Origin of the sequence: Streptococcus mitis (genome assembly GCF_002096855.1) — a bacterium.
Lineage (GTDB): Bacteria > Bacillota > Bacilli > Lactobacillales > Streptococcaceae > Streptococcus > Streptococcus mitis_Y.
In genome coordinates, this window is sequence record NZ_NCVH01000033.1 from 1 (window position 1) to 24,930 (window position 24,930).

24 protein-coding genes, 1 pseudogene and 2 riboswitches are annotated in these 24,930 nt (G+C 39.2%); of the genes and pseudogenes, 20 read left to right on the forward strand and 5 right to left on the reverse strand.

Annotated features, from left to right (window positions below; genetic code table 11):
• Positions 1 to 117: 117 nt before the first annotated feature.
• Positions 118 to 843 carry a 16S rRNA pseudouridine(516) synthase gene (locus B7698_RS08065; protein ID WP_084865205.1) on the reverse strand — a complete coding sequence of 242 codons (726 nt, stop codon included), beginning with the start codon at positions 841 to 843 and terminating at the stop codon, positions 118 to 120.
• A gap of 161 nt (positions 844 to 1,004) precedes the next feature.
• Here B7698_RS08065 and typA point away from each other — a divergent pair, with 161 nt between their 5' ends.
• From typA to B7698_RS08140, 14 genes are all read left to right on the forward strand, one after another.
• Positions 1,005 to 2,846, forward strand: a complete 1,842-nt coding sequence (gene typA / locus B7698_RS08070) for a translational GTPase TypA (protein ID WP_084865206.1) — start codon at positions 1,005 to 1,007, stop codon at positions 2,844 to 2,846.
• Positions 2,847 to 2,865: 19 nt separating this feature from the next.
• A complete protein-coding gene (locus B7698_RS08075) occupies positions 2,866 to 3,120 on the forward strand; it encodes a DUF3165 family protein (protein WP_084865207.1) in 255 nt (84 codons plus the stop codon).
• A 522-nt stretch (positions 3,121 to 3,642) separates the two neighbouring features.
• The gene (locus B7698_RS08085; protein WP_084865208.1) at positions 3,643 to 5,664 is read left to right on the forward strand and encodes a bacteriocin-associated integral membrane family protein; all 2,022 of its coding nucleotides are present in this window, start codon (positions 3,643 to 3,645) and stop codon (positions 5,662 to 5,664) included.
• 1 nt (position 5,665) lies between these two features.
• Entirely contained in the window at positions 5,666 to 6,307 is a 642-nt protein-coding gene (locus B7698_RS08090) for an ABC transporter ATP-binding protein (RefSeq protein ID WP_000571290.1), read from the forward strand.
• A gap of 103 nt (positions 6,308 to 6,410) precedes the next feature.
• Positions 6,411 to 7,763 carry a UDP-N-acetylmuramoyl-L-alanine--D-glutamate ligase gene (gene murD / locus B7698_RS08095; protein WP_084865209.1) on the forward strand — a complete coding sequence of 451 codons (1,353 nt, stop codon included), beginning with the start codon at positions 6,411 to 6,413 and terminating at the stop codon, positions 7,761 to 7,763.
• A gap of 1 nt (position 7,764) precedes the next feature.
• Entirely contained in the window at positions 7,765 to 8,823 is a 1,059-nt protein-coding gene (locus tag B7698_RS08100; protein ID WP_084865210.1) for a UDP-N-acetylglucosamine--N-acetylmuramyl-(pentapeptide) pyrophosphoryl-undecaprenol N-acetylglucosamine transferase, read from the forward strand.
• A 9-nt stretch (positions 8,824 to 8,832) separates the two neighbouring features.
• Positions 8,833 to 10,086, forward strand: coding sequence for a cell division protein FtsQ/DivIB (locus B7698_RS08105; RefSeq protein WP_084865211.1), 1,254 nt, complete (start codon positions 8,833 to 8,835; stop codon positions 10,084 to 10,086).
• A 231-nt stretch (positions 10,087 to 10,317) separates the two neighbouring features.
• Complete coding sequence (gene pyrF / locus B7698_RS08110) at positions 10,318 to 11,019, forward strand: orotidine-5'-phosphate decarboxylase (RefSeq protein WP_084865212.1); 702 nt, start codon at positions 10,318 to 10,320, stop codon at positions 11,017 to 11,019.
• A gap of 33 nt (positions 11,020 to 11,052) precedes the next feature.
• A complete protein-coding gene (gene pyrE, locus B7698_RS08115; protein WP_084865213.1) occupies positions 11,053 to 11,685 on the forward strand; it encodes an orotate phosphoribosyltransferase in 633 nt (210 codons plus the stop codon).
• A gap of 317 nt (positions 11,686 to 12,002) precedes the next feature.
• Positions 12,003 to 12,407 (forward strand): hypothetical protein, encoded by a 405-nt coding sequence (locus B7698_RS08120; RefSeq protein ID WP_084865214.1) that lies wholly within the window; start codon positions 12,003 to 12,005, stop codon positions 12,405 to 12,407.
• Between the two features lie 95 nt (positions 12,408 to 12,502).
• Complete coding sequence (locus B7698_RS08125) at positions 12,503 to 13,267, forward strand: hypothetical protein (protein WP_084865215.1); 765 nt, start codon at positions 12,503 to 12,505, stop codon at positions 13,265 to 13,267.
• Positions 13,267 to 14,019, forward strand: a complete 753-nt coding sequence (locus B7698_RS08130; protein WP_084865216.1) for a hypothetical protein — start codon at positions 13,267 to 13,269, stop codon at positions 14,017 to 14,019. The genes B7698_RS08125 and B7698_RS08130 overlap by 1 nt, the downstream gene beginning before the upstream one ends.
• Positions 14,020 to 14,028: 9 nt before the next feature.
• Positions 14,029 to 14,727: a hypothetical protein gene (locus tag B7698_RS08135; protein ID WP_185776732.1), complete on the forward strand. Its 699-nt coding sequence runs from the start codon at positions 14,029 to 14,031 to the stop codon at positions 14,725 to 14,727.
• Positions 14,724 to 15,371: an ATP-binding cassette domain-containing protein gene (locus B7698_RS08140; RefSeq protein ID WP_001002573.1), complete on the forward strand. Its 648-nt coding sequence runs from the start codon at positions 14,724 to 14,726 to the stop codon at positions 15,369 to 15,371. Before B7698_RS08135 ends, B7698_RS08140 begins: the two co-directional genes overlap by 4 nt.
• Positions 15,372 to 15,457: 86 nt before the next feature.
• Here the strand turns inward: B7698_RS08140 and B7698_RS08145 are convergent, their stop codons facing one another.
• The 4 genes and pseudogenes from B7698_RS08145 to B7698_RS08160 all read right to left on the reverse strand — a co-directional run bounded on the left by B7698_RS08145 (position 15,458) and on the right by B7698_RS08160 (position 18,410).
• Positions 15,458 to 16,324, reverse strand: coding sequence for a cysteine ABC transporter substrate-binding protein (locus tag B7698_RS08145; RefSeq protein WP_084865218.1), 867 nt, complete (start codon positions 16,322 to 16,324; stop codon positions 15,458 to 15,460).
• Positions 16,325 to 16,335: 11 nt separating this feature from the next.
• Positions 16,336 to 17,092, reverse strand: a pseudogene (locus B7698_RS08150) (amino acid ABC transporter ATP-binding protein).
• Entirely contained in the window at positions 17,093 to 17,770 is a 678-nt protein-coding gene (locus B7698_RS08155; protein ID WP_084865219.1) for an amino acid ABC transporter permease, read from the reverse strand.
• Entirely contained in the window at positions 17,730 to 18,410 is a 681-nt protein-coding gene (locus B7698_RS08160) for an amino acid ABC transporter permease (protein WP_084865220.1), read from the reverse strand. The genes B7698_RS08155 and B7698_RS08160 overlap by 41 nt, the downstream gene beginning before the upstream one ends.
• Before the next feature lie 215 nt (positions 18,411 to 18,625).
• Between B7698_RS08160 and lctO the strand changes: the two genes are divergently transcribed.
• The 6 genes from lctO to B7698_RS08190 all read left to right on the forward strand — a co-directional run bounded on the left by lctO (position 18,626) and on the right by B7698_RS08190 (position 24,930).
• On the forward strand, positions 18,626 to 19,762 hold the full coding sequence (gene lctO / locus B7698_RS08165) for an L-lactate oxidase (protein ID WP_000120723.1): 1,137 nt from the start codon (positions 18,626 to 18,628) through the stop codon (positions 19,760 to 19,762).
• A 148-nt stretch (positions 19,763 to 19,910) separates the two neighbouring features.
• Positions 19,911 to 19,999: riboswitch (TPP riboswitch) on the forward strand.
• Positions 20,000 to 20,214: 215 nt separating this feature from the next.
• Entirely contained in the window at positions 20,215 to 20,883 is a 669-nt protein-coding gene (locus tag B7698_RS08170; protein ID WP_084865221.1) for a TenA family protein, read from the forward strand.
• 235 nt (positions 20,884 to 21,118) lie between these two features.
• Positions 21,119 to 21,901: a hydroxyethylthiazole kinase gene (gene thiM / locus B7698_RS08175; RefSeq protein WP_192855127.1), complete on the forward strand. Its 783-nt coding sequence runs from the start codon at positions 21,119 to 21,121 to the stop codon at positions 21,899 to 21,901.
• A 1-nt stretch (position 21,902) separates the two neighbouring features.
• Complete coding sequence (gene thiE, locus B7698_RS08180; protein ID WP_084865223.1) at positions 21,903 to 22,532, forward strand: thiamine phosphate synthase; 630 nt, start codon at positions 21,903 to 21,905, stop codon at positions 22,530 to 22,532.
• 208 nt (positions 22,533 to 22,740) lie between these two features.
• A riboswitch (TPP riboswitch) is annotated at positions 22,741 to 22,829 on the forward strand.
• A gap of 154 nt (positions 22,830 to 22,983) precedes the next feature.
• Positions 22,984 to 23,544 (forward strand): ECF transporter S component, encoded by a 561-nt coding sequence (locus B7698_RS08185; protein WP_192855128.1) that lies wholly within the window; start codon positions 22,984 to 22,986, stop codon positions 23,542 to 23,544.
• The gene (locus B7698_RS08190) at positions 23,545 to 24,930 is read left to right on the forward strand and encodes an ABC transporter ATP-binding protein (RefSeq protein WP_084865225.1); all 1,386 of its coding nucleotides are present in this window, start codon (positions 23,545 to 23,547) and stop codon (positions 24,928 to 24,930) included.

Below are 24,930 nucleotides of genomic sequence, written 5' to 3' on the forward strand. Positions count from 1 at the left end.
AAGTTCATAGATCTGAACTTTATCATCATAAGTTAATTTCATAATAAAAGCACCCCAAAAGTTAGATTTTTTCTGTCTAACTTTTGGGGTGCAGTTCAAATTTAAAGCTTTTTTATTTTATCGACTCATCTCTAAATAGTTTTTAATGATTTGTAACTCTTTTTGGTTCAAAGGGCGGTAGTTACCTTCTGCTAAATCTGGGTTCAATGTGAAGTCCCCAAATTGGATTCTCTTGAGGCTAGTCACCTTGACACCAACCGAGAGGAACATTTTCTTAACTTGATGAAATTTTCCTTCTGAAATGGTGATAGAGGCTTGACTGAGGAAAGGATTTGCAGATAGAATCTCTAGTCTTGCAGGTTTACAGATAGTGCCATCTAAAAAGACAATTCCCTTTTGAAAGGTTTGGATATGGTCAGGTGTCAGAAGTCCATTAACCTCAACTTGATAAGTTTTATCGACATGATATTGGGGATGGAGGAGCTGAAAGCCTAAGGGACCGTTATCGGTCAAGAGAAGGAGTCCTGTCGTATCTCGGTCCAGTCGGCCGACGGCATAGAGCTTGTCAGACTGGATGTCAGGCGGAAGGAGGTCCATGACAGTTGGAAGTTTTTTGTCTTTGTTGGCTGTCACGACACCAACAGGTTTATGTAGCATAAGGTAGGTGTGCCCATAACCTTGAATGATTCGGTCCTGAAAAAGGAGTTCCTGTAGTCCTGTATCGATATTCTGAGCTAGGGAGCGGGCTGGGCAACCATTGACGAGAATGTCCCCTTTGAGTAAGGCTTGTTTCATGGCCTTTCGGCTGATTTTTTCTTGGGCTAATAAATTATCTAAACGCATACTGTGCCTATCTTATCATAAGTCGCTTGCTTTGAAAAGGCTTGACATGAAAAGAAAAGCATAGTGAAAACATTTACACTTGCTTGAGTTATGTTATTTACTTGAAATTATGGTATAATCGTTCAGTTAGAAAATAAATTTTGAATATTATAGAGGAAATCATGACAAAATTAAGAGAAGATATCCGTAACATTGCGATTATCGCCCACGTTGACCACGGTAAAACAACCCTCGTTGACGAATTATTGAAACAATCAGAAACGCTTGATGCACGTACTGAATTGGCAGAGCGTGCTATGGACTCAAACGATATCGAAAAAGAGCGTGGAATTACCATCCTTGCTAAAAATACAGCCGTTGCCTATAACGGAACTCGTATCAACATCATGGACACACCAGGACACGCGGACTTCGGTGGAGAAGTTGAGCGTATCATGAAAATGGTTGACGGTGTTGTTTTGGTCGTAGATGCCTACGAAGGAACAATGCCACAAACTCGTTTCGTATTGAAAAAAGCCTTGGAACAAGACCTTGTGCCAATCGTGGTTGTTAACAAAATCGACAAACCATCAGCTCGCCCAGCAGAAGTAGTGGACGAAGTCTTGGAACTCTTCATCGAGCTTGGCGCAGATGACGACCAGCTTGATTTCCCAGTGGTGTATGCATCAGCGATCAACGGAACTTCTTCATTGTCAGATAATCCAGCTGACCAGGAAGCTACTATGGCACCAATATTTGACACAATTATTGACCATATCCCAGCTCCAGTAGATAACTCAGATGAGCCTTTGCAGTTCCAAGTATCACTTTTGGACTACAACGACTTCGTTGGACGTATCGGTATCGGTCGTGTCTTCCGTGGTACTGTTAAAGTTGGGGACCAAGTTACCCTTTCTAAACTTGATGGCACAACTAAAAACTTCCGTGTTACAAAACTCTTCGGTTTCTTTGGTTTGGAACGTCGTGAAATCCAAGAAGCAAAAGCAGGTGACTTGATTGCCGTTTCAGGTATGGAAGATATCTTTGTCGGTGAAACCATTACTCCGACAGACGCAGTTGAAGCTCTTCCAATCCTACACATCGATGAGCCAACTCTTCAAATGACTTTCTTGGTCAACAACTCACCATTTGCTGGTAAAGAAGGTAAATGGGTAACTTCTCGTAAGGTAGAAGAACGTTTGCAGGCAGAATTGCAAACAGACGTTTCCCTTCGTGTTGACCCAACTGATTCACCAGATAAATGGACAGTTTCAGGTCGTGGAGAATTGCACTTGTCAATCCTTATCGAAACAATGCGTCGTGAGGGATATGAACTTCAAGTATCTCGTCCAGAAGTTATCGTAAAAGAAATCGACGGTGTTAAATGTGAACCATTTGAACGTGTTCAAATCGACACTCCAGAAGAATACCAAGGATCTGTTATCCAAAGCCTTTCTGAACGTAAGGGTGAAATGTTGGATATGATTTCAACTGGTAATGGTCAAACTCGTTTGGTCTTCCTTGTTCCAGCGCGTGGTTTGATCGGATACTCAACTGAGTTCTTGTCAATGACTCGTGGTTACGGTATCATGAACCATACCTTCGACCAATACTTGCCATTGATTCCAGGTGAAATTGGTGGACGTCACCGTGGTGCCCTTGTTTCTATCGATGCTGGTAAGGCTACAACTTACTCAATCATGTCTATCGAAGAACGTGGTACGATCTTTGTCAACCCAGGTACTGAGGTTTATGAAGGAATGATCATCGGTGAAAACTCTCGTGAAAACGACTTGACAGTTAACATCACTAAGGCTAAACAAATGACTAACGTTCGTTCAGCTACTAAGGACCAAACAGCTGTTATCAAGACACCTCGTATCTTGACACTTGAAGAGTCTCTTGAGTTCTTGAACGACGATGAGTACATGGAAGTAACGCCTGAGTCTATCCGTTTGCGTAAACAAATCCTTAATAAGGCAGAGCGTGAGAAAGCTAACAAGAAGAAAAAATCAGCTGAATAAGAGCTAGAAAGAGATAAAGATGGTTTATTTAATCATAGGACTCCTCTTATTACTACTCTATGTATTTGCGACACCAGAAAGCATTAAAGGGACAGTCAATATCGTCCTTGTCGTCTTTGCTTTCGTAGCACTTTTGATTTTACTGATGCTGTCTGTCCTGCAAATCTTTCAGCTACCGACAGAATTCTTTATCGTAGTTGCTATGCTCTTCCTAGCATACTTTAGCTTGCGAGATATTACCCTCATGTCGGTCCATAAAAGTAAAAAAAGATAAAGAAGAGAGTTTTGGCTCTCTTTTTTTGTAGAAATTTTACAATAGTTTGAATTGCCTTTTACTATAACATCATCTCTTTTTCTTGTAAAGTATGAAGGTGAAAACTGGAATAAAATCCTCTAATGTCATCTATTTTTTAGGAAATTGTAAAACTTCATTACTAATGATATATTAGTAAAATATGTTGATAGATTATAAAGAAAGTGATATACTTAAATTAAAAGAAATCGTTTTCAAAATGAGGAAGGATTAAATTTATACTCAATGAAAATCAAAGAGCAAACTAGGAAGCTAGCCGCAGGTTGCTCAAAGCACTGCTTTGAGGTTGTAGATAAGACTGACGAAGTCAGTTACATATATCTACAGCAAGGCGACGTTGACGCGGTTTGAAGAGATTTTTGAAGAGTATTGTTGTCTTGGTGCTCAGGGTGTGATGGATTAAACTAGTAAAATAATTCTAAGAATTTATAAAAGATAAAATCTTTGTTCTATAGGGTTATTCTCTTATACAAGGAGTCTACTATGAAGAAACTATTCATATTATTATCAACTTTTTTTCTCAGCTTCTTCCTTGCTTGGATTATTGTCTTACGTGCGCCACAATATTTATATGCAAGCTATGATTCCGTCTCTTTACTTCGTGTCAAAAAAGATACTCAGGAACCGACGCGTGAGGTATTTGAACAGGAATTGGAGAATTTTGCAAACTCGGAACAGAGTTTAATAGCTAGAAGAATTGTAGAGCCGAGTAAGGATGGGACGACTCACTTTACTTATGCAACTTATGGTCAGGGAACATTACCAAAACAATTCCAAGAAGCTAGCCAAGAAAGTCGTGAACGTAGTGATCCGCTAAATAGTTATCTCCTTTTGTCAGGCTCCTTGACGAAAGAAAAGCTTGCCGATAAATTAGGAGATTTGGGTTATAAAGCAATTCCTGACCGAAAGACACCGCCCTATACTCTTGCTTTTAGAATGTTACTAATTCCCCTTATTTTAATTAGTTTAGCAATATTTGGCTTATCTTTCTTTGCTTTAGTGATTATCACTCGGATTAAGGAAATGAGAGCTGCAGGTATAAAACTCTTTTCTGGTCAGACTCTCTTATCCATCATGGGGCATTCTTTATCGACTGATATCAAATGGCTCCTTCTATCAGCCCTCCTTTCCTTCCTAGGTGGGGGAGTCGTTCTTTTTAGTCAAGGTTTGTTTTATCCTATCTTGTTAGCCACCTATGGTTTTGGGATTAGTTTCTATCTGTTGTTTTTATTGGCGATTTCAATTTTACTAATGCTTCTTTATCTAATGAGTTTGAGTTACAAAGCATTAGTTCCCGTTATTAAGGGAAGATTACCCCTTAAACGCTTGATGGCTTTAACCCTATTGTGTCAGTTAGTAGCTGTTTTTACAGTAGGCTACGCTGTTAAGACAGGTTTGACGTCTTACCAACGATTGAAAGAACTTGAAATTTCAAAACAAGCATGGCAGGACAGAGCAGACTATTATCAAATTTCTTTTGGCTTAGGTGATAGAGTAAAAGATACAGAAAATCAGAATAAGTGGTATGCCTTTGCCAAGGAAGCAATCGAAGAAGAACAGGCTCTATTTGTAAAAGATAATCTCATTCATTTTGCAAATCCACAAGGAAAAAATGAACAAGGAGAGACACTGGATACCTATAGTCCAGATGCTAATACGCTCTATGTTAGTCCCAGTTATTTGGACAAGGAAAAGGTCGTGGTAGATGCTGAGACCAAACAGAAGTTAGCCCATCTCCAAAAAGGTGAGTTTATCCTCTTGCTCCCAGAACATTTGCGCTCTCGAGAAGCAGAACTTAAGAAAGTTTTTGAAGAAAAATTGAGTTATTATGGAAAATCTGGTGAGGAGGAAAGTGCTCCTTTAGAGTATGAAATGAGAGCGATTGTTAGTTATCTTCCAACTGGAGAAAAGCGGTTTGTTTATAATAACGGTGAGAATCCCGTATCCACTCAGTATTTGACTGATCCGATTTTAGTTGTATTTACTCCAACATCTATAGGTGATAGTATCATTTCTAAATCTATGTGGTCTATCAATGCTGGTAATAATATCTTTGTCAAAGGATATGAGAGTGGGCTAGAACTCTTGAAGAAAGCTGGAATTTATGAGCAAGTATCCTATCTTAAAGAAAGAAGAAGCGTTTATCTAACTCGTTATAATGAAGTTCAAACTGAAACAGCAACTTTAATCCTAGGAGCTATTGTTGGAATAGCTAGTTCCTTGTTACTCTTTTATTCTGTCAATCTTCTATATTTCGAGCAATTCCGCCGAGATATCTTGATTAAACGAATTTCAGGTTTACGATTTTTTGAAACACATGCTCAGTATATGGTTAGTCAATTTGCCAGTTTTGTATTTGGTGCTAGTTTCTTTATTTTAAGCAGTCGAGACTTGGTGATTGGCTTGCTCACTTTATTAGTCTTTCTAGCTAGTGCAGTTTTGACGCTTTACCGTCAAGCTCATAAAGAATCTCGTGTTTCTATGACAATTATGAAAGGAAAATAGGATGATTGAACTAAAGAATATATCTAAAAAATTTGGAAGCCGTCAGCTATTTTCAGATACGAATCTTCATTTTGAAGGTGGGAAAATTTATGCCTTAATCGGTACAAGTGGCTGTGGTAAGACAACACTCTTGAATATGATTGGACGATTAGAGCCATATGACAAAGGACAAATCATCTATGATGGTACTTCTCTTAAGGACATTAGGCCTTCTGTTTTCTTTAGAGATTACTTGGGATACTTATTTCAAGATTTTGGCTTAATTGAAAGCCAAACCGTCAAAGAGAATCTCAATCTGGGTTTAGTTGGTAAAAAGTTGAAAGAAAAAGAGAAAATCTCTTTGATGAAACAAGCTCTAAACCGTGTTAACCTCTCTTATTTAGATTTAAAGCAACCTATATTTGAGTTATCAGGAGGAGAAGCACAACGTGTTGCACTAGCGAAGATAATTTTAAAGGATCCGCCTTTGATTCTCGCAGATGAACCAACCGCTTCCTTAGACCCCAAAAACTCTGAGGAATTACTTTCTATCCTAGAATCTTTGAAAAATCCGAATCGAACTATTATTATTGCGACCCACAATCCTCTTATTTGGGAACAAGTGGACCAAGTCATTCGAGTTACCGATTTATCACATAGATGATAAGGTAAAATTCAGATAGAAGAAAGAGTCACAAATACACTTTGTGGCTTTTTTATTTCCATAAAAATGGTAAAATAGTAGGAGTAGAAATGGAGTTTGAGACATGAAAGTAATAGATCAATTTAAAAATAAGAAAGTCCTTGTTTTAGGCTTGGCCAAGTCTGGTGAATCTGCAGCACGTTTGTTGGACAAGCTGGGTGCCATTGTGACAGTAAATGACGGAAAACCTTTCGAGGACAATCCAGCTGCCCAAAGTTTGCTGGAAGAAGGGATCAAGGTTATCACAGGTGGTCATCCTTTGGAACTCTTGGATGAAGAGTTTGCTCTGATGGTGAAAAATCCAGGCATCCCATACAGCAATCCCATGATTGAAAAGGCTTTGGTCAAGGGAATTCCAGTCTTGACTGAGGTGGAATTGGCTTATTTGATTTCTGAAGCACCGATTGTTGGTATTACTGGTTCGAACGGTAAAACAACCACAACGACCATGATTGGGGAGGTTTTGACTGCTGCTGGGCAACATGGTCTTTTATCAGGGAATATCGGCTATCCAGCTAGTCAAGTGGCCCAAACAGCGTCAGATAAGGACACGCTTGTTATGGAACTTTCTTCTTTCCAACTCATGGGCGTTCAAGAGTTTCATCCTGAGATTGCAGTAATTACCAACCTCATGCCAACTCATATCGACTACCACGGTTCTTTTGAGGAATATGTGGCAGCCAAGTGGAATATCCAGAACAAGATGACAGCGGCTGATTTCCTTGTCTTGAACTTTAACCAAGACTTGGCAAAAGAATTGGCAAGAAAAACACAAGCTACCGTTGTACCATTTTCAACACTTGAAAAGGTTGATGGAGCTTATTTGGAAGATGGTCAGCTCTACTTCCGTGGAGAAGTGGTCATGGCAGCTAGCGAAATCGGGGTTCCAGGTAGCCACAATGTGGAAAATGCCCTTGCTACTATTGTTGTAGCCAAGCTTCGTGGTGTGGATAACCAAACCATCAAAGAAACTCTTTCAGCCTTTGGTGGTGTCAAACACCGTCTCCAATTTGTGGATGAAATCAAGGGTGTCAAATTCTATAATGATAGCAAGTCAACCAATATCTTGGCAACTCAAAAAGCCTTGTCAGGATTTGACAACAGCAAGGTCATCTTAATTGCAGGTGGTTTAGACCGTGGTAATGAGTTTGACGAATTAGTTCCAGAAATTACTGGACTCAAGAAAATGGTCATCCTGGGTCAGTCTGCAGAACGTGTCAAATGGGCAGCAGACAAGGCTGGTGTGGCATATGTGGATGCGACTGATATTGCAGATGCGACCCGCAAGGCCTACGAGCTTGCGATTCAAGGAGATGTAGTTCTTCTCAGTCCTGCCAATGCTAGCTGGGATATGTATGCTAACTTTGAAGTACGTGGCGATCTCTTTATCGACACAGTAGCGGAGTTAAAGGAATAATATGAAAAAAATTGTCTTTACAGGTGGGGGGACGGTTGGACACGTCACCCTCAATCTTTTGCTAATGCCTAAGTTCATCGAAGATGGCTGGGAAGTCCACTATATCGGGGACAAGCGTGGGATCGAACACCAAGAAATCCTTAAGTCAGGTTTGGATGTTACCTTCCATTCTATTGCGACTGGGAAATTGCGTCGCTATTTCTCTTGGCAAAATATGCTGGATGTCTTCAAAGTTGGCTGGGGAATTGTCCAATCGCTCTTTATCATGTTGCGACTTCGTCCACAGGCCCTTTTTTCAAAGGGAGGCTTTGTCTCAGTACCGCCTGTTATCGCTGCGCGTGTGTCAGGAGTGCCTGTCTTTATTCATGAATCTGACTTGTCTATGGGCTTGGCCAATAAAATCGCCTATAAATTTGCGACTAAGATGTATTCAACCTTTGAACAAGCTTCGAGTTTGTCTAAGGTCGAGCATGTGGGAGCAGTGACCAAGGTTTCAGATCAAAAAAATCCAGAACCCGATGAATTGGTGGATATTCAAACCCACTTTAATCCCCAATTGCCAACTATATTGTTTGTCGGTGGTTCTGCAGGCGCTCGTGTCTTTAACCAATTGGTGACAGACCATAAGAAAGAACTGACAGAGCGCTACAATATTATCAATCTAACTGGAGATTCTAGCCTGAATGAGTTGAGCCAAAATCTTTTTCGTGTTGACTATGTGACCAATCTCTATCAACCCTTGATGGAATTGGCTGATATTGTTGTGACACGAGGTGGTGCCAATACGATTTTTGAGCTCTTGGCCATGGCAAAATTACATGTCATTGTGCCGCTTGGTCGTGAAGCTAGTCGTGGTGACCAGATTGAAAATGCAACCTACTTTGTAAAAAAAGGCTATGCAGAAGAACTTCAAGAAAGTGACTTGACCTTGGAAAGCTTGGAGGAGAAACTCAGTCACTTGCTTAGTCACAAGGATCAGTACCAAGCTAGCATGAAAGCTTCGACTGAATTGAAATCTCTTGCAGATTTTTATCAATTGTTGAAAAAAGATTTATCATAAGGAAAGTAAATGTCAAAAGATAAGAAAAATGAGGGCAAAGAAATCCTCGAAGAATTTAAAGAGTTATCAGAATGGCAGAAACGAAACCAAGAATACCTAAAAAAGAAGGCTGAGGAAGAGGCGGCCCTAGCTGAGGAGAAGGAAAAGGAAAGACAAGCTCGAATGGCTTCAAAATCTGAAAAGTCAGATGCAACCGAGGGCCAAGAGAGTGAATCTGAACCAAAAGACCCAAAATCAGCTAAGGAAGATGCTAAGGAAAAAGTAGAAGAGTCAGAAGACGTCAAAAAAGAAATATCCAAAGAAAAATCAAAGTCTAAAAAGACAGAGAAAGAGGATAAACGCGATAAAAAGGCAGAGAAAAAGCCTGTAAAAGAAAAACCGGTTAAACCGAAAATCCCAGGAGTTCATATCTGGCGGGCTATCTCGATTTTGTTTCTCAGTCTGCTTTTATTGGTTGTCTCTGCCTACTTGCTCAGTCCTTATGCGACCATGAAGGATATTCGTGTTGAGGGAACAGTGCAAACTACAGCTGATGATATTCGACAGGCTTCAGGCATTCAGGATTCGGATTATACGATTAACCTTCTGCTAGATAAGGCAAAATATGAAGAGCAGATTAAGTCAAACTATTGGGTTGAATCAGCTCAGCTTGTCTATCAATTTCCAACCAAGTTTACTATCAAGGTTAAGGAATATGATATTGTTGCCTACTATGTTTCTGGAGAAAGTCATTATCCAATCCTTTCAAGCGGTCAGCTTGAGACCAGTTCGGTGAGTTTGGTGAGTCTGCCAGAAACTTATATATCAGTTCTCTTTAATGACAGCGAACAAATCAAGACCTTTACGTCAGAACTTGCTCAAATTAGTCCAGAACTCAAGGCGGCTATCCAGAAGGTGGAATTAGCCCCAAGCAAGGTCACATCAGATCTAATTCGATTGACTATGAATGATTCGGACGAAGTTTTGGTCCCTCTATCTGAAATGAGTAAGAAACTGCCATATTACAGTAAGATTAAGCCACAATTGTCAGAACCGAGTGTGATTGACATGGAAGCTGGAATTTACAGCTACACTGTGGCGGATAAATTAATTATGGAAGCTGAGGAAAAAGCCAAACAAGAGGCTAAGGAAGCTGAGAAGAAACAAAAAGAGGAAGAGAAGAAAAGACTGGAAGAACAGCAGAATAAACTGGAAGAGGAAAAGAAAAAGCTGGAGGAAGAGAGCAATCAAAACCAAACGACCCGACGTTCATCGCGTCGCTAAGTTTATCTTTTCTCTCATAGCTCTTTAGTTGCCATGTTTTTACTTGACAAGTGCTAGTAGAAATAATAGAATAGTAAAAAACCTTTAAAGCAGTCCAGAGAGGCAGCTAAGGTTAGACGGTGAAAGGGTGGAGACTACCCATTTTTCGTGGAACCTTGCTGTTGGCAGGTTCCTTTTTTGCAGTTATTTTGAAGGAAGCTGGACTGATAAGAAAGATAAGAGGAGAAACACATGCGTGAAAGTCGCCCGGTCGTAGCTCTGGATTTTCCAAGTTTTGAAGAAGCCAAGGAGTTTTTAGCCCTATTTCCAGCAGATGAAAAGCTCTATGTCAAAGTAGGAATGGAAATCTACTATGCTGTAGGACCTGAAGTTGTCCGCTATTTGAAATCATTAGGTCACAGTGTCTTTTTGGATCTCAAGTTGCATGACATTCCCAATACAGTCAAATCAACCATGAAAATCTTATCCAGCCTAGGAGTTGATATGACCAATGTGCAGGCAGCAGGTGGAGTTGAGATGATGCAGGCTGCGCGTGAAGGATTGGGAGACAAGGGGATTCTCATAGCAGTTACCCAATTAACCTCAACCTCGGAAGAACAAATGCAGGAGTGTCAAAATATCCAAACTAGCCTCCAAGAGTCGGTTATCCACTATGCCCAGAAAACAGCTGAAGCTGGTCTAGATGGAGTCGTTTGCTCGGCTCAGGAAGCCAAGCTCATCAAACAAGCAACTCATGAAGACTTTATCTGTCTAACACCAGGGATTCGCCCAAGAGGGACAGAAGCAGGAGATCAAAAACGGGTCGTAACCCCAGGAGAAGCTTACCAGATTGGTAGTGACTATATCGTAGTGGGACGCCCTATAACCCAAGCTGAAGATCCTGTTGCAGCTTATCATGCCATCAAGGATGAATGGACACAGGACTGGAATTAAAGAACTAGATCAGAAAAATAAAAGGAGAATACCATGACACTTGCTAAGGATATCGCTAGCCACCTCTTGAAAATTCAAGCCGTTTACCTCAAACCAGAGGAGCCTTTCACTTGGGCATCTGGTATCAAGTCGCCGATTTATACGGATAACCGTGTGACCCTTGCCTATCCAGAAACTCGTACCTTAATTGAAAATGGCTTTGTGGATGCTGTCAAAGAAGCCTTTCCTGAGGTTGAAGTGATTGCAGGAACTGCAACAGCAGGGATTCCTCACGGAGCGATCATTGCTGACAAGATGAATCTGCCATTTGCCTACATCCGTAGCAAACCAAAAGACCACGGTGCTGGTAATCAAATCGAAGGTCGCGTAGCTCAAGGTCAAAAAATGGTAGTGGTTGAAGACCTCATTTCAACTGGTGGTTCTGTTCTTGAAGCAGTAGCCGCAGCTAAGCGAGAAGGAGCAGATGTGCTTGGAGTTGTAGCGATTTTCAGCTACCAATTGCCAAAAGCAGATAAGAACTTCTCAGATGCTGGTGTCAAACTTGTGACACTTTCGAACTATAGTGAGCTCATTCATCTAGCCCAAGAAGAAGGCTACATCACACCAGAAGGACTTGACCTCCTAAAACGCTTTAAAGAAGACCAAGAGAATTGGCAAGAAGGTTAGGTCAGTAAGATAAAGAGAGAAGAGTCTGGGACAAAAATCAACCTTAAATATAAAAAACGAACAAAACGAGTTATCTAACAATCAGAATTCTGTTTTGTTCGCTTTTTTGTATAATCTATCGATTTTTAAAATTTATAATAAAGAATTTCTAAAATTAAAATCTTTTTGTCCCAGACTCTTTTAACCATTTTGTTTAAAATATGATAATATTTTAAACAAAATAATTGACAACGCTTTCTTTTTTGGTTATAATGAAATTATAATATATGTTAAAACAATCAACTATCTTGTTTATCACTTCTTAGGAGGACGATGTCATGAAAAGAAGAAAAATATATTCCCTTTTTTGCGTAGTTACAATTGCATCTAGTTTGTTTCTCCCTACAGTTTTAGCTAGACAGATTGGAGATTATGATTTAACGTTGCCACGTTGGGGTTCGGATACAACTAGTGCGCTTGAGAAAGAAAACGCCTCTGCTGGAATTAATAATAATTACAGCACTGGTGGCGGTAAAACGTTAAATACCTCTATTCGTAGCGCCTATAGTGGGGCAGATATCACTACAGTATATCAATTGAGTTCTGGCTCTAGGATTGTCATGTACTATAATGGAGGTGGTGATAATTATATTGGTTCTGATACTAGATTAGCTATGGCGCCACAGTTTGGAAATCATGTAAGAATTCATACTTCAGGTTCTTGGAGTCCAGATTCTTATTAACTTACTTGTCAGAGTAAGCCTTAAAGATGGTTGATTGTGGGTGTAGCATGAAAAAAGAATGCTACACCCTATTCTTATTATAAGGAGGAGTTGGGATGGAATTTTTTATTTGTAATCTTGTACGAGTCGTTAAATCACCTCGGTTTTATATGTCTTTATTTTTGACCCTTCTTTGCATGAGTTTAGGAAATTTCCTTGCTTTCAATGGTATTTATAAAATTGAAGGTTTATCGATTTTTTTTGCCGCTTCTTCTATTAGAGGATTTTCACCGATTAGCCTAGTAGCTGCACTTATCTGTACACTGCCCTATTCTAGTCAGATAATAGAGGATGCTGAGAGTCATTTTCTAACAGCACAATTGTGTCGAATTTCTAAAAAGAAGTATCTGGCTATTGTGGGTAGTACTGTAATTATTTCTTCTTTTCTAGTCTTTTTTCTCCCCTATTTATTATTATTAGGAATTAATCTTTTAGTGACTCCTTATCAGGAAATTTATATTGGAGACTATAGTGGTGCCTTAAAAGAATTATTTGATTCTAATCAGTTTCTCTATAGTCTTGTAACGACTCTCTGGTATGGAGTTTGGGGCGCTGTGTTCTCTATTTTTGGACTAGCTAGTGCTTTGCTAGTGAAGAAAAAATTAGGAGCTGTTTTCATCCCAGTTGCCTATATGATGGTTGGGGGTATTTTTTGGGGTATTTTAGAGCTATCTTACTTAGAACCTGTGACAACATTAGCTTTGGGATATCAGAAAGATATCAGTCTTTCCTTAGTTAGTGGGCATCTTGCTTTTATTTTATTTGTTAGTTGTTTGGTTGTTTATGGTACATTTTTTCTACATTCAGAGGACTACGTATAATGAAACAATTTGTTCAATTTTACAAAAAAGATTTTTTATCAGTATTGGTTTATTTTATATTACTGCTATCCTGTATTTTATCTAGTACAGTATATTTACTGCGATGTCGCCAATATTCAATCCATCCAAATGTATTAGAATGGCTCTTAGTCTTACTTCAAGATATTACGACTGGAGTATATTGCTTTCCGTTCACATATATATTATTCTTTTTTCATTTGATGAATAACTATTTTAATAGGTTGGAGTGCCGCATTCGTCTGAAATCAATTAAGCACTTTACCAGTTTTAGTTTCAAATTAGCAGCTCTTAGTACGGGGATTTGGACGGCTACTTTATTTTTATTGATTTTTCTAATTGCATTTAGTAATGGTTTTAGCTTCTCTTTGGAGATAAAGGAGGTTGATTTTTTAAGAGAATTTTATGGTATAAGTATTGCAAACAATGCTAGTTTCTTTATAGGATTTTTTTTCTCTTATATAGCATACTATTTCTTTTTATCCTTACTTACTATTAGCAGTTTTTCTTGGTTTAAAAAATCAAGCATGAGCTTAGTATTTCTGTTTACTTTTTTATTTGTAGAATCCTTATTCTGGATTTATCAGTTGAACAATGGGCTAATTGGATTATTGCCAATTTTTCAGTATATGGTAAATTCCAATCCGTATGCATTGATTTATTGGCTTACATTACTATCTATCATAATTCCATTGACTGTATTTTCTGTTCATAGAAACTGGAGGAGAGTGTAAAAGTTGGAAATGGGAAAGTTAAGTAGTCACATGTGGAGGTTGAATCAGATAATCTATACCAAGTACTTTTGGGGTTATGTTCTTTTTTGGATATTGATTTGTTTAGGATTATGGTATTGGTTAGAAGGAAATGATAGACTTGTTATAGAAATTTTAAAAGGGCCTAATCTGAGTCAAAACTCTTTTTTAGTCTTATCTATATGGTTGCTTCATTGGTTTATTATTCATGCATTTTTTCTAGCAGTTGTATATCGTAGAAGAGCATCCGATTTCTTTATGGAAGTGATTCGATTTTCTTCTATTAAGCTCTGGATTAGGTATCAGATTTGGACCTGTTTTCTTTATGGACTCGTTTTAATCATGGTAAAAGTTCTAGTGATTCAATTTATGTTACAGTTACCAAACTGGGATATAGGAGTTTTGTTTATAGTTGATTTTTTGAATGTTTGTGTGCTATCCTTGCTTTGCTTTACGTTATACATACTAGGAGCGAATGAGCAAATGAACTTTTCTTGTGTTAGCTTCTTTTTACTCATGATTGTGTTTGGCAGTTTATTTGTGGGGAATCGAACCAATTATCTATTTTATATTCTGAATAGAGGAAATGGAGATATAGGACGAGATCTATTTCTTCAGTTGCTATTTTTAGTCTTTCTTTTTAAAAGCATTTTCTATTTCACTCGTCAAAAGAGGAGGTTTATAGAATGAATGAAATAATTACATTAAAAAATATTCAGTTGGAATTAAAAAAAACATGTGTTTTTCAAAACCTTAATTTTAGTTGTAAACAGGGGGAAATTATAGGAATTACTGGTGCGAATGGCTCAGGGAAAAGTGTATTGTTTAAATTAATAGCTGGTTTATATAGTCCGTCTTATGGGGAAGTGTTAATCAATGGGGAAAATATTGTTCCTGAGAGAAAAATTCCAGCTAATTTGGGAGCTTTGATTGAAGAACCTGGTTTTATAAATTATTATAGTGGCTTTAAGAATTTACAATATTTGGCAAGCATACGAGGAGTAGTTGGTAATCAGGAAATCAATGATACACTGAAAATAGTTGGTCTATATGAGCAAAAAGACCAGAAAGTTAAAACTTATTCGCTAGGTATGAGGAAAAAGCTAGGGATTGCTCAAGCAATTATGGAGAATCCCTCTATTCTTTTACTAGATGAACCTATGAATGCCTTGGACAAATCAAGTGTAGAAAATATGAGAACATTGTTTAGAAAGCTCTCTAGTGAAAAAGGGACAACAATTTTGATTGCTAGTCATAGTGAAGAGGATATTCGTATCTTATGTGATAAAGTATATGCAATAGAAGATAAAGTATGTACACTGTGTTCAGATTGAACATCTTAGATAGACTCAGGATGTTATAGGTAAAATCTTAAAAAGGGATTGGAGTTTAAAATCCAGTCCCTTTTAAGAGTTAATAACTAGTCAACTTTTTCGCCCTCAACAACCAGGTCATCTGCTTTAGCAGCGTCACCGTAGGTTGGGTGAAGTGTTTTTTCATAGGCCTTGTGGAAGAAGTTTTCCTTACCTAATTTTTCAATATCTTTATTGATGAAGTCTAGCAATTCTTGGTTGCCTTTTTGAACTGCTGCTGCGATGGTATCTGGATCACCGAGGGAAGTAATTCCTACCTCAAATCCTTTATTTTCAAGTGCCCAAGCTAGAACTTCCGTATTGTCAGTAGAGAAGGCATCTCCACGACCGTCAAGAAGGGCTTGGTAAGAGTCACTGTATTGGTCGTATTTTTGGAGTTTTACTTCTGGGTGATTTTTTTCAAAATAAGTTTCAGCGGTCGTTCCTTTTGTAACAATCAAGGTTTTGCCTTCAAGTTGTTTGACGTCTGTAATGAGACCGGTCTTAGGTGATACGACTCCAAGTGAAACTTTCATGTATGGAAGGGCAAAATCAACTTGTTTCTTGCGTTCGTCAGTCACTGTAAAGTTGGCAAGGGTAATATCCACCTTGTTTGAAATCAAGTATTCCGCACGGTTGGCAGCATCGACTGAAACGTATTTAACCTTCACGCCAAGGTCTTGTGCTAATTGGTTCCCAAGTTCAATATCGTAACCTTGGTAAGAACCATCATTGTCAACGTAACCAAACGGTTTTTTATCTCCAAACACGGCGACTCGTAGTTCACCGCTTTTTTTGATTTCATCGATTGTGCGAGCCTTGGCCGTCGTTTTTCCAGATGAGGAACTAGCATTTCCACCTGAGCTACAAGCTGTGACAAAGATAAGGGCAAAGGCAAGTGCCAAAACAGTTAAGAGTGGTTTGAGTAGTTTCATAAGAATCTCCTTTATAGATATGAGCCAAATTGGCTAAAGTCAAAGACGTTTAAAAATTCCTGAGCTCGTTTGGTTTGAGGATTGGTAAAGAAGGCTTGAGCTGTTCCTTCTTCAGCGATTTTTCCTTGGTCTAGGAAGATAATCCGATCTGCAATGGCTTGGGCAAACTGCATTTCGTGGGTTACTAAAATCATGGTACGGCCTTCTTGGGCCAAGTCATTGATAAGTTCCAGCACCTCACGCACCATTTCTGGATCCAGCGAAGCAGTCACTTCGTCAAAAAGGATAATTTCTGGATGCATGAGCAGGGCACGGACAATTGCAACCCGTTGCTTCTGTCCACCAGATAATTGACGCGCAAAGCTATGTTGTTTGTCTAGTAAACCAACACGTTCCAGTAGTTGCAGAGCTTCTTCAGTTACTTCCTTCTTGTCTCTCCCTTGAGCCTTGATAGGGCCTAGGATGAGGTTTTGAAGGACATCTAGATGGGGAAAGAGTTCATAACTTTGAAAGACCATGCCAATCTTTTGGCGAACTAGGTGAAAGTTTTTTTTTTTCAACGATAGACTGACCATCCAGCAGGATATCTCCACCTTGAATACTTTCTAAGCCATTGAGGCAACGAAGGAGAGTACTTTTCCCACAACCAGAGGGTCCTAGAATAACCACAACTTCCCCTTTTTTGATATCTAGAGAAAGTCCTTGGAGGATGGGATTGTCTCCGAAGGATTTTTTGAGTTCCTTGATTTCTAAGATAGTTTCAGACATTTAGTTCCTCCAATGTTTTTCTAGGTGAGTGGATAGTTTGGAAATAGGAAAGCAGACTGCGAAATACAAGACAAGAATGGTTCCATAAATCCAGAAGGAAGCGGTTGGGATGGTCAGGCGATTGCTATCAATGATTTGTTGTCCAACCTTGGTCACTTCAACAACCCCAATCAAGACAACCAAGGAAGTGGTTTTAATCATCCGAGTGACAAGATTGATGGCTTGTGGTAGCAATCTTCTCAAGACCTGTGGGATGATGATGTGGTAGTAAAGTTGAACATTTGTCAAACCTAGCGCCTGTCCACTTTCAAACTGATGTTTAGGAAGGGAAGTGATAGCTCCACGGACCAAGTCCCCCATTTCAGCTGTTCCCCAGAGGGTAAAAACGATAATAGCTGAAGTCTCACCTGAGATATTGATATTAAAGTTTCGAGCCAAGCCAAAGTAAACGATGAAAAGTAGCACCAGCTGGGGCATGATACGGATAAATTCCAGATACAATCGTGTTAAAAATCGTACGATTCTAGAATGGGAGGTCATGATGATTCCCATGACTGTTCCGAACATCATGGATAATAGTACAGACAGGATGGATATCCCAATCGTAACGCCCAATCCCTGTAAGATTCTCAGGATATTATTTCCCTGAAAGAGTACTTGGATTCCCGAATCCTGCATGGCGGAGCCTCCTTTCTATCCAACTAAAGACCAGTGAGATGGGTGACAGCATCATCAGATAAGCACCTACCAACATAGCCAGCGCAATGTCTGTCTCATAATAGAGCCCAATCAAGTCCTTGGCAACGTACATGAGGTCGGCCAAAGCCACTGCTGAGAAAACAGAGGTTTCCTTGATGAGGAAAATGACATTGGCACTAAAAGATGGTAGAGCAACAGCTGTTGCTTGCGGAAGAACCACATAGCGAAAGACCTGTAGAGGTGTCAGACCGATTGCTAATCCAATCTCCTGCTGGGTTTGACTGACGGCTTCCAGCCCACTTCGGAAAGATTCTGCCATATAGGAGCCACCTAAAAAGACTAGTCCCAGAGTAGCACAGACTTCCGAAGATAGGACAATCCCGATTCGGGGAAGACCGAAGTAGAGAAAGAAGAGTTGAATCAAAAGGGGCGTATTGCGTGACAATTCAATATAGGCTGTCGCTACTTGCGCCAAAATAGGAATTCGATAATGTCGGATGATACTAACGATTAAACCGAGCAGAAAGGATCCCAAAATTCCCCAAACTGCAATATGCAAGGTCAGAAGAAATGCCTTTTGATATAGTGGTAGATATTGTTCAACAATGGACCAATCCAAAAATAGAACCTCCCATCTAGAAATAATACAGTTATTGTAGCACTTAAAATCTCCTTTGGATAATATGTATTTTTTATTGCTGTTATAGGGATTTTTTATCATAGTCCTAGAATTTCTGAAATTTCCAAACAAAATATTTGAAAAGTTTTGAAAAAAGAGTTAAGATATTTTTGTAATATACAAAGTAAACGCTTACTTATTAAGGAGGGCATTTTATGTCATACAAAACAAGCAATGCAGAAGGTCATGTAGATTTCATCAATACCTATGATTTGGAGCCAATGGCGCAACAAGTTATTCCTAAAGCAGCATTTGGCTATATCGCTAGTGGGGCGGAAGATACTTTCACTTTGCGTGAGAATATCCGTGCCTTTAACCACAAACTCATCGTTCCTCATACACTTTGCAATGTAGAAAATCCAAGTACAGAGATTGAATTTGCTGGTGAAAAATTGTCTTCACCAATCATTATGGCGCCTGTTGCAGCTCATAAATTGGCAAATGAACAGGGTGAAGTGGCAACTGCGCGTGGTGTGCATGAGTTTGGTTCTCTTTACACAACTAGCTCTTACTCTACTGTCGATCTTCCAGAAATTACAGAAGCTCTTCAAGGGACACCTCACTGGTTCCAATTTTACTTTAGTAAGGATGATGGCATTAACCGCCACATCATGGACCGTGTGAAGGCTGAAGGCTACAAAGCGATTGTCTTGACAGCAGATGCGACTGTAGGGGGAAATCGTGAGGTGGACAAGCGTAATGGTTTTGTCTTCCCAGTTGGCATGCCGATTGTTGAAGAATATCTACCAGAAGGTGCTGGTAAATCAATGGACTTTGTTTACAAATCAGCTAAACAACGCTTGTCTCCACGTGATGTAGAATTTATCGCTGAATACTCAGGATTACCAGTTTACGTTAAAGGACCACAATGCCGTGAGGACGTTGAACGTTCGCTTGCTGCAGGTGCCTCTGGTATCTGGGTAACCAACCACGGTGGCCGTCAAATCGACGGTGGGCCAGCTGCCTTTGACTCACTTCAAGAAGTAGCAGAAGCAGTTGACAAACGCGTACCAATCGTCTTTGACTCAGGTATTCGTCGTGGTCAACACGTCTTTAAAGCCTTGGCTTCAGGAGCAGACTTGGTAGCTATTGGTCGCCCTGTTATCTATGGCTTGGCCCTTGGTGGTAGTGTTGGTGTGCGCCAAGTCTTTGAACACTTGAATGCGGAATTGAAGACAGTTATGCAATTGTCTGGAACTCAGACTATTGAAGATGTTAAACACTTTAAACTTCGTCATAACCCATACAACCCAACCTTCCCAGTTGACCCACGCGACTTAAAATTATATTGATAAAAGAGATTGCCTCCACTTGATGTGGAGGTTTTTCTTCGTCTATAGGAAGAATAAATCACCATTAAAAACAATATAAATATATTTTTCAGTCAAATATCTTGCTAGGGCTTTCATTTTTTGCTATACTGGTGCAGTAATTAAATAATAAAGACATTTGGGGTGCTTTAGGCTGAGATGATACCCATTGAACCTGATACAGTTAAGACTGGCGAAGGGAAATGTGAACAGTTTTTTTCGTATGGCGAAATGAATGATCTAATCTTATAAGTCAACTCTAATTCTTGATTGTAATTGGAGTTTTTTTGTTTATATAAGCTTGATGAAGGTGATACAAAGCATTTAGGTAGCTCTTCTTAAACGCCCTTGATTTTCTTTAAAAAGGTCAAGTAAAACTAGGATTTTCTTGGTATTTTGTTGATTACGAACGAGTAAAGAGAGGAAAAGTAAATATGGAAACACAAGACTATGCATTTCAGCCGGGTTTGACCGTTGGAGAATTATTAAAAAGCAATCAGAAGGATTGGCAGGCTGCAATCAATCATCGTTTTGTTAAGGAACTTTTTGCGGGGACAATTGAGAATAAGGTCTTTAAAGACTACCTGATTCAGGATTATCATTTCTTTGATGCCTTCTTATCCATGCTGGGTGCCTGTGTAGCTCACGCAGACCAGCTTGAATCCAAACTTCGTTTTGCCAAGCAATTAGGCTTTCTTGAAGCAGATGAAGATGGTTATTTCCAAAAGGCTTTCAAAGAGTTAAAAGTAGCAGAGAATGACTATCTAGAAGTGACCTTGCACCCTGTAACAAAAGCGTTTCAGGAGCTAATGTATTCTGCTGTGACTTCATCAGACTATGCTCATCTTTTGGTCATGCTGGTCATTGCAGAAGGTCTCTATTTAGACTGGGGTTCTAAAGATTTGGCTCTACCTGAAGCCTATATTCATTCGGAATGGATTAATCTCCACAGAGGTCCTTTCTTTGCAGAGTGGGTTCAATTTCTGGTTGACGAACTCAATCGTGTCGGAAAAGGTCGAGAAGATTTGACAGAACTTAAGCAACGCTGGAACCAAGCAGTCGCTTTAGAATTAGCCTTTTTTGATATTGGTTATGATGCCTAGAGAAGGTTCAGGATACTGACAAATTTGACGAGGTAATTCTCTTCGAAAATCAAATTCAAACCATGTCAGCTTCACCTTGCCGTACTCAAGTACAGCCTACGGCTAGCTTCCTAGTTTGCTCTTTGATTTTCATTGAGCATAAATCATTCAATGTAAATGAAAAAAATTTCTTAACGAAAGATAGAGATAAATCGAAATCAGTAGATCGTATAAAGTGAAAAGGAAGGATTTCAATATGACAAGTTTAAAATTATTAAAAGAAAAAGCACCATTAGTAATCTGTATCACCAATGATGTTGTAAAAAACTTTACAGCAAATGGATTAGTAGCACTGGGTGCCTCACCAGCTATGAGCGAGTACCCAGCAGACTTAGAAGATCTATTAAAATATGCTGGAGGATTATTGATTAACATTGGGACTTTAACGGATAATAATTGGAAGCTGTACCAAGAGGCACTAAAAATTGCTGAAAAATATAATGTTCCTGCAGTTTTAGATCCTGTAGCCTGTGGAGCAGGAGAATATAGAAAAAAAGTAGCAGATGATCTAATCAATAATTACAAACTGGCAGCGATTAGGGGAAATGCTGGCGAGATTGCCTCTTTAGTAGGAATAAATGTGGCATCTAAAGGAGTAGATAGTGCAGGCGTAGATAATATTGATGAAATTGCTCTAGCAGCAAATGAAAAGTTCAATATTCCAATAGTAGTAACAGGTGAAGTGGATGCCATTGCGGTTAATGGAGAAGTTGTAACGATTCATAATGGCAGTGCTATGATGCCAAAAGTTATTGGAACTGGATGTTTATTAGGTGCTGTAGTAGCAAGCTTTATCGGACTTGAAAAAGGTCAAGAATTGAAATCATTAGAAACAGCAATGTTGGTTTACAATATCGCTGGAGAAATGGCAGAAAAACGTCCAAATGGACATCTTCCTGGAACATTTAAAGTTGAATTTATAAATGCCTTATATGAGATTACAGATGAAGATGTAAAGGAATTCAAAAGAGTGAAGTAAAATGTTTCATAAAGAATTACTAAAACTATATTTTATTTGTGGAACGACTACTTGCCAAGGTAAAGATCTATATAGAGTCGTTGAGGAAGCCTTAAAAGGTGGTATAACCTTATTTCAATTCCGTGAAAAAGGTGAGGGAGCCCTGGAAGGTAAAGAAAAAGTCGAATTAGCAATTAAACTACAGGATCTTTGTAAAAAATACAATGTTCCGTTTGTTGTTAATGATGATATTGATTTGGCGATGGAAATTGACGCTGATGGCGTACATGTAGGACAGGATGACCTTGGAGTTGATGAAATTAGAAAATTGATGCCAGATAAAATAATTGGTCTTTCTATAAAAAACGAGAAAGAATTTCAACAATCAAAAGTTGAATATGTAGATTATGTTGGTGTTGGTCCTGTATTTGATACCCAGTCAAAGGATGATGCTGGTGGCGCTATAGGTTATGAGGGTCTTAAATTGATGAGAAAACTATTGCCACAAATGCCCTTAGTTGCAATTGGTGGGATACAGACGCAGCATATTAAAGACATTATACAGACCAATATGGATGGTGTTTCAATCATTTCAGCAATATCGTATGCAAAAAATATAGAAAAAACTGTTCGGGAAATGAGTGAACAATAGGTATATATCCTTGGATTCTAAGTAAGTGGAAGTTTTCCTTTTCTAAAAACTATGCCTAGATTTAGCTCAAATGGCTAATCTATCAAACAAGACATTTGTTTTTTGCAAAAGAAGGATCTGCTGTCTTTGTGAGTGCAAGGCTGTATTTCCAGTTCAATTCCTTGAACTAGAATAAATCATCTGTTAAAATAATTATATAATTAAATAATAAAGACATTTGGGGTGCTTTAGGCTGAGATGATACCCATTGAACCTGCTACAGTTAGTACTGTCGAAGGGAAATGTGAAATGGTTTTGTATTTATAGAAACGAACCATCTAATCTTGTAAGTCAACTCTAATTCCTATCTGTAATTAGAGTTTTTTCTTTTACGAAACTGGATGAAGATGATACAAAGCATTTAGGTAGCTCACCTTGTATGCCCCACTTTTCTTTAAAAAAGGAGTTTTTTATGTTGAAAAAATGGCAGTTAAAAGATGTTATCTTGCTTGCTTTCTTGTCTATCTTTTTTGGTGGCGTTTTTGTGGGTTCAGGTTATCTGTTTGATATCCTCACCCTGATCTTAGCCCCTCTTGGTTTGCAGGCCTTTGCCAATGAAATCCTCTTTGGTCTCTGGTGTATGGCTGCGCCCATTGCGGCCATCTTTGTTCCAAGAGTGGGAAGTGCAACGATTGGTGAAGTGCTAGCTGCGCTTGCTGAAGTCCTTTATGGTAGCCAATTCGGTCTAGGTGCCCTTTTGTCTGGCTTGGTTCAAGGTTTGGGAAGTGAACTTGGTTTTATCGTAACCAAGAATCGCTATGAAAGTTGGATCTCTCTAACTGCCAATAGTATTGGGATTACGCTTGTTAGCTTTGTCTATGAATACATTAAGTTAGGTTACTACGCCTTTTCAGTGCCTTTTGTACTTTCCTTGCTAGTGGTACGTTTTATTTCCGTCTTTTTCTTCTGTACCATCTTGGTTCGTGCCATTGTCAAACTTTATCATCAGTTTGCAGCTGGGGGCAAGGCATAGATGGGGCTGGAACTACGAGCGATTCAGTCCCCAATCTTCTCTGAGCCGCTTGATTTTACTTTTCATGCGCAAGCCTTTACCTTGTTAGTTGGAAGCAGTGGTTCAGGAAAATCGAGCCTCTTTCAAATGATTGCCCAAGTCAGCTCTCTTCCCTATAGCGGTCAAGTCCTGATAGATGGGAGCGAGGTCAGTCAGCTTTCTATCATCGAACGTGTCCAGACGGTTGGTATTCTCTTTCAAAATCCTAATCATCAATTTACCATGGAGAACTTGTTTGAGGAGCTGATTTTTACCTTGGAAAATATAGGGCATCCCGTTCAGGAAATTGATTCTAAAATAGCAGAGGTTGTCCAGCAATGTCACTGTAAGGCGATTTTGCACCGTCCAATTCATCACTTATCAGGTGGGGAAAAGCAAAAGGCTGCACTGGCAGTTCTCTTTGCTATGAATCCTAGGGTCTATCTCCTGGATGAGCCCTTCGCTTCCATTGACCGCAAGAGTAGGATAGAGATCTTGGAGATTCTAAAAGAATTGGCCTCTAATGAGAAGACAGTCATCCTGTGCGACCATGATTTATCTGATTATGAAGCCTATATCGACCAAATGGTGGAGCTAAGAGATGGACAACTAAGGGAAATAAATCAAATCCCTGCCTCTGAAATGACACAGGCTGTTTCAAAGGAGATTGCTTCTAGCCCAGAACTATTCCATATGGATAGAACGACTTGTGAGCTGGATAAGCGCTCCCTTTTTTCGATTGCGGATTTTACATTCTACCAAGGAATTTCCTGTATCTTGGGTGATAATGGTGTCGGGAAATCAACCCTCTTTCGGTCTATTCTTCAATTTCAAAAGTATAAGGGGCGCATTACCTGGAAGGGGACAGTCTTGAAAAAGAAAAAGAGTTTGTATAGTGACCTGACGGGTGTTGTTCAGGAAGCTGAGAAGCAGTTTATCAGAGCCAGTCTGCGAGAAGAGCTTCAATTAGATGGACCTGATTCTGAAAGAAATCAACGAATTTTCCAAGCTTTACGATATTTTGATCTGGAGCAGGCACTCGATAAGAGTCCTTATCAATTAAGTGGTGGTCAGCAAAAGATTCTTCAGCTCTTGACCATCTTGACCAGCAAGGCTTCTGTGATTTTACTAGATGAACCTTTTGCTGGTTTGGATGATAGAGCCTGCCATTATTTTTGTCAGTGGATTGTGGAGGAGAGAAATCAAGGAAGAAATTTTTTGATCATTAGCCATCGTTTAGATCCCTTGATCTCTGTGGTTGATTATTGGATTGAGATGACTAGTCAGGGTCTCAGTCATGTGAAAGAAGTGTCAATTACCAAACCACTCACATCTCAGAGTAGCAATACCCAAGGGGAGGTGAGATAG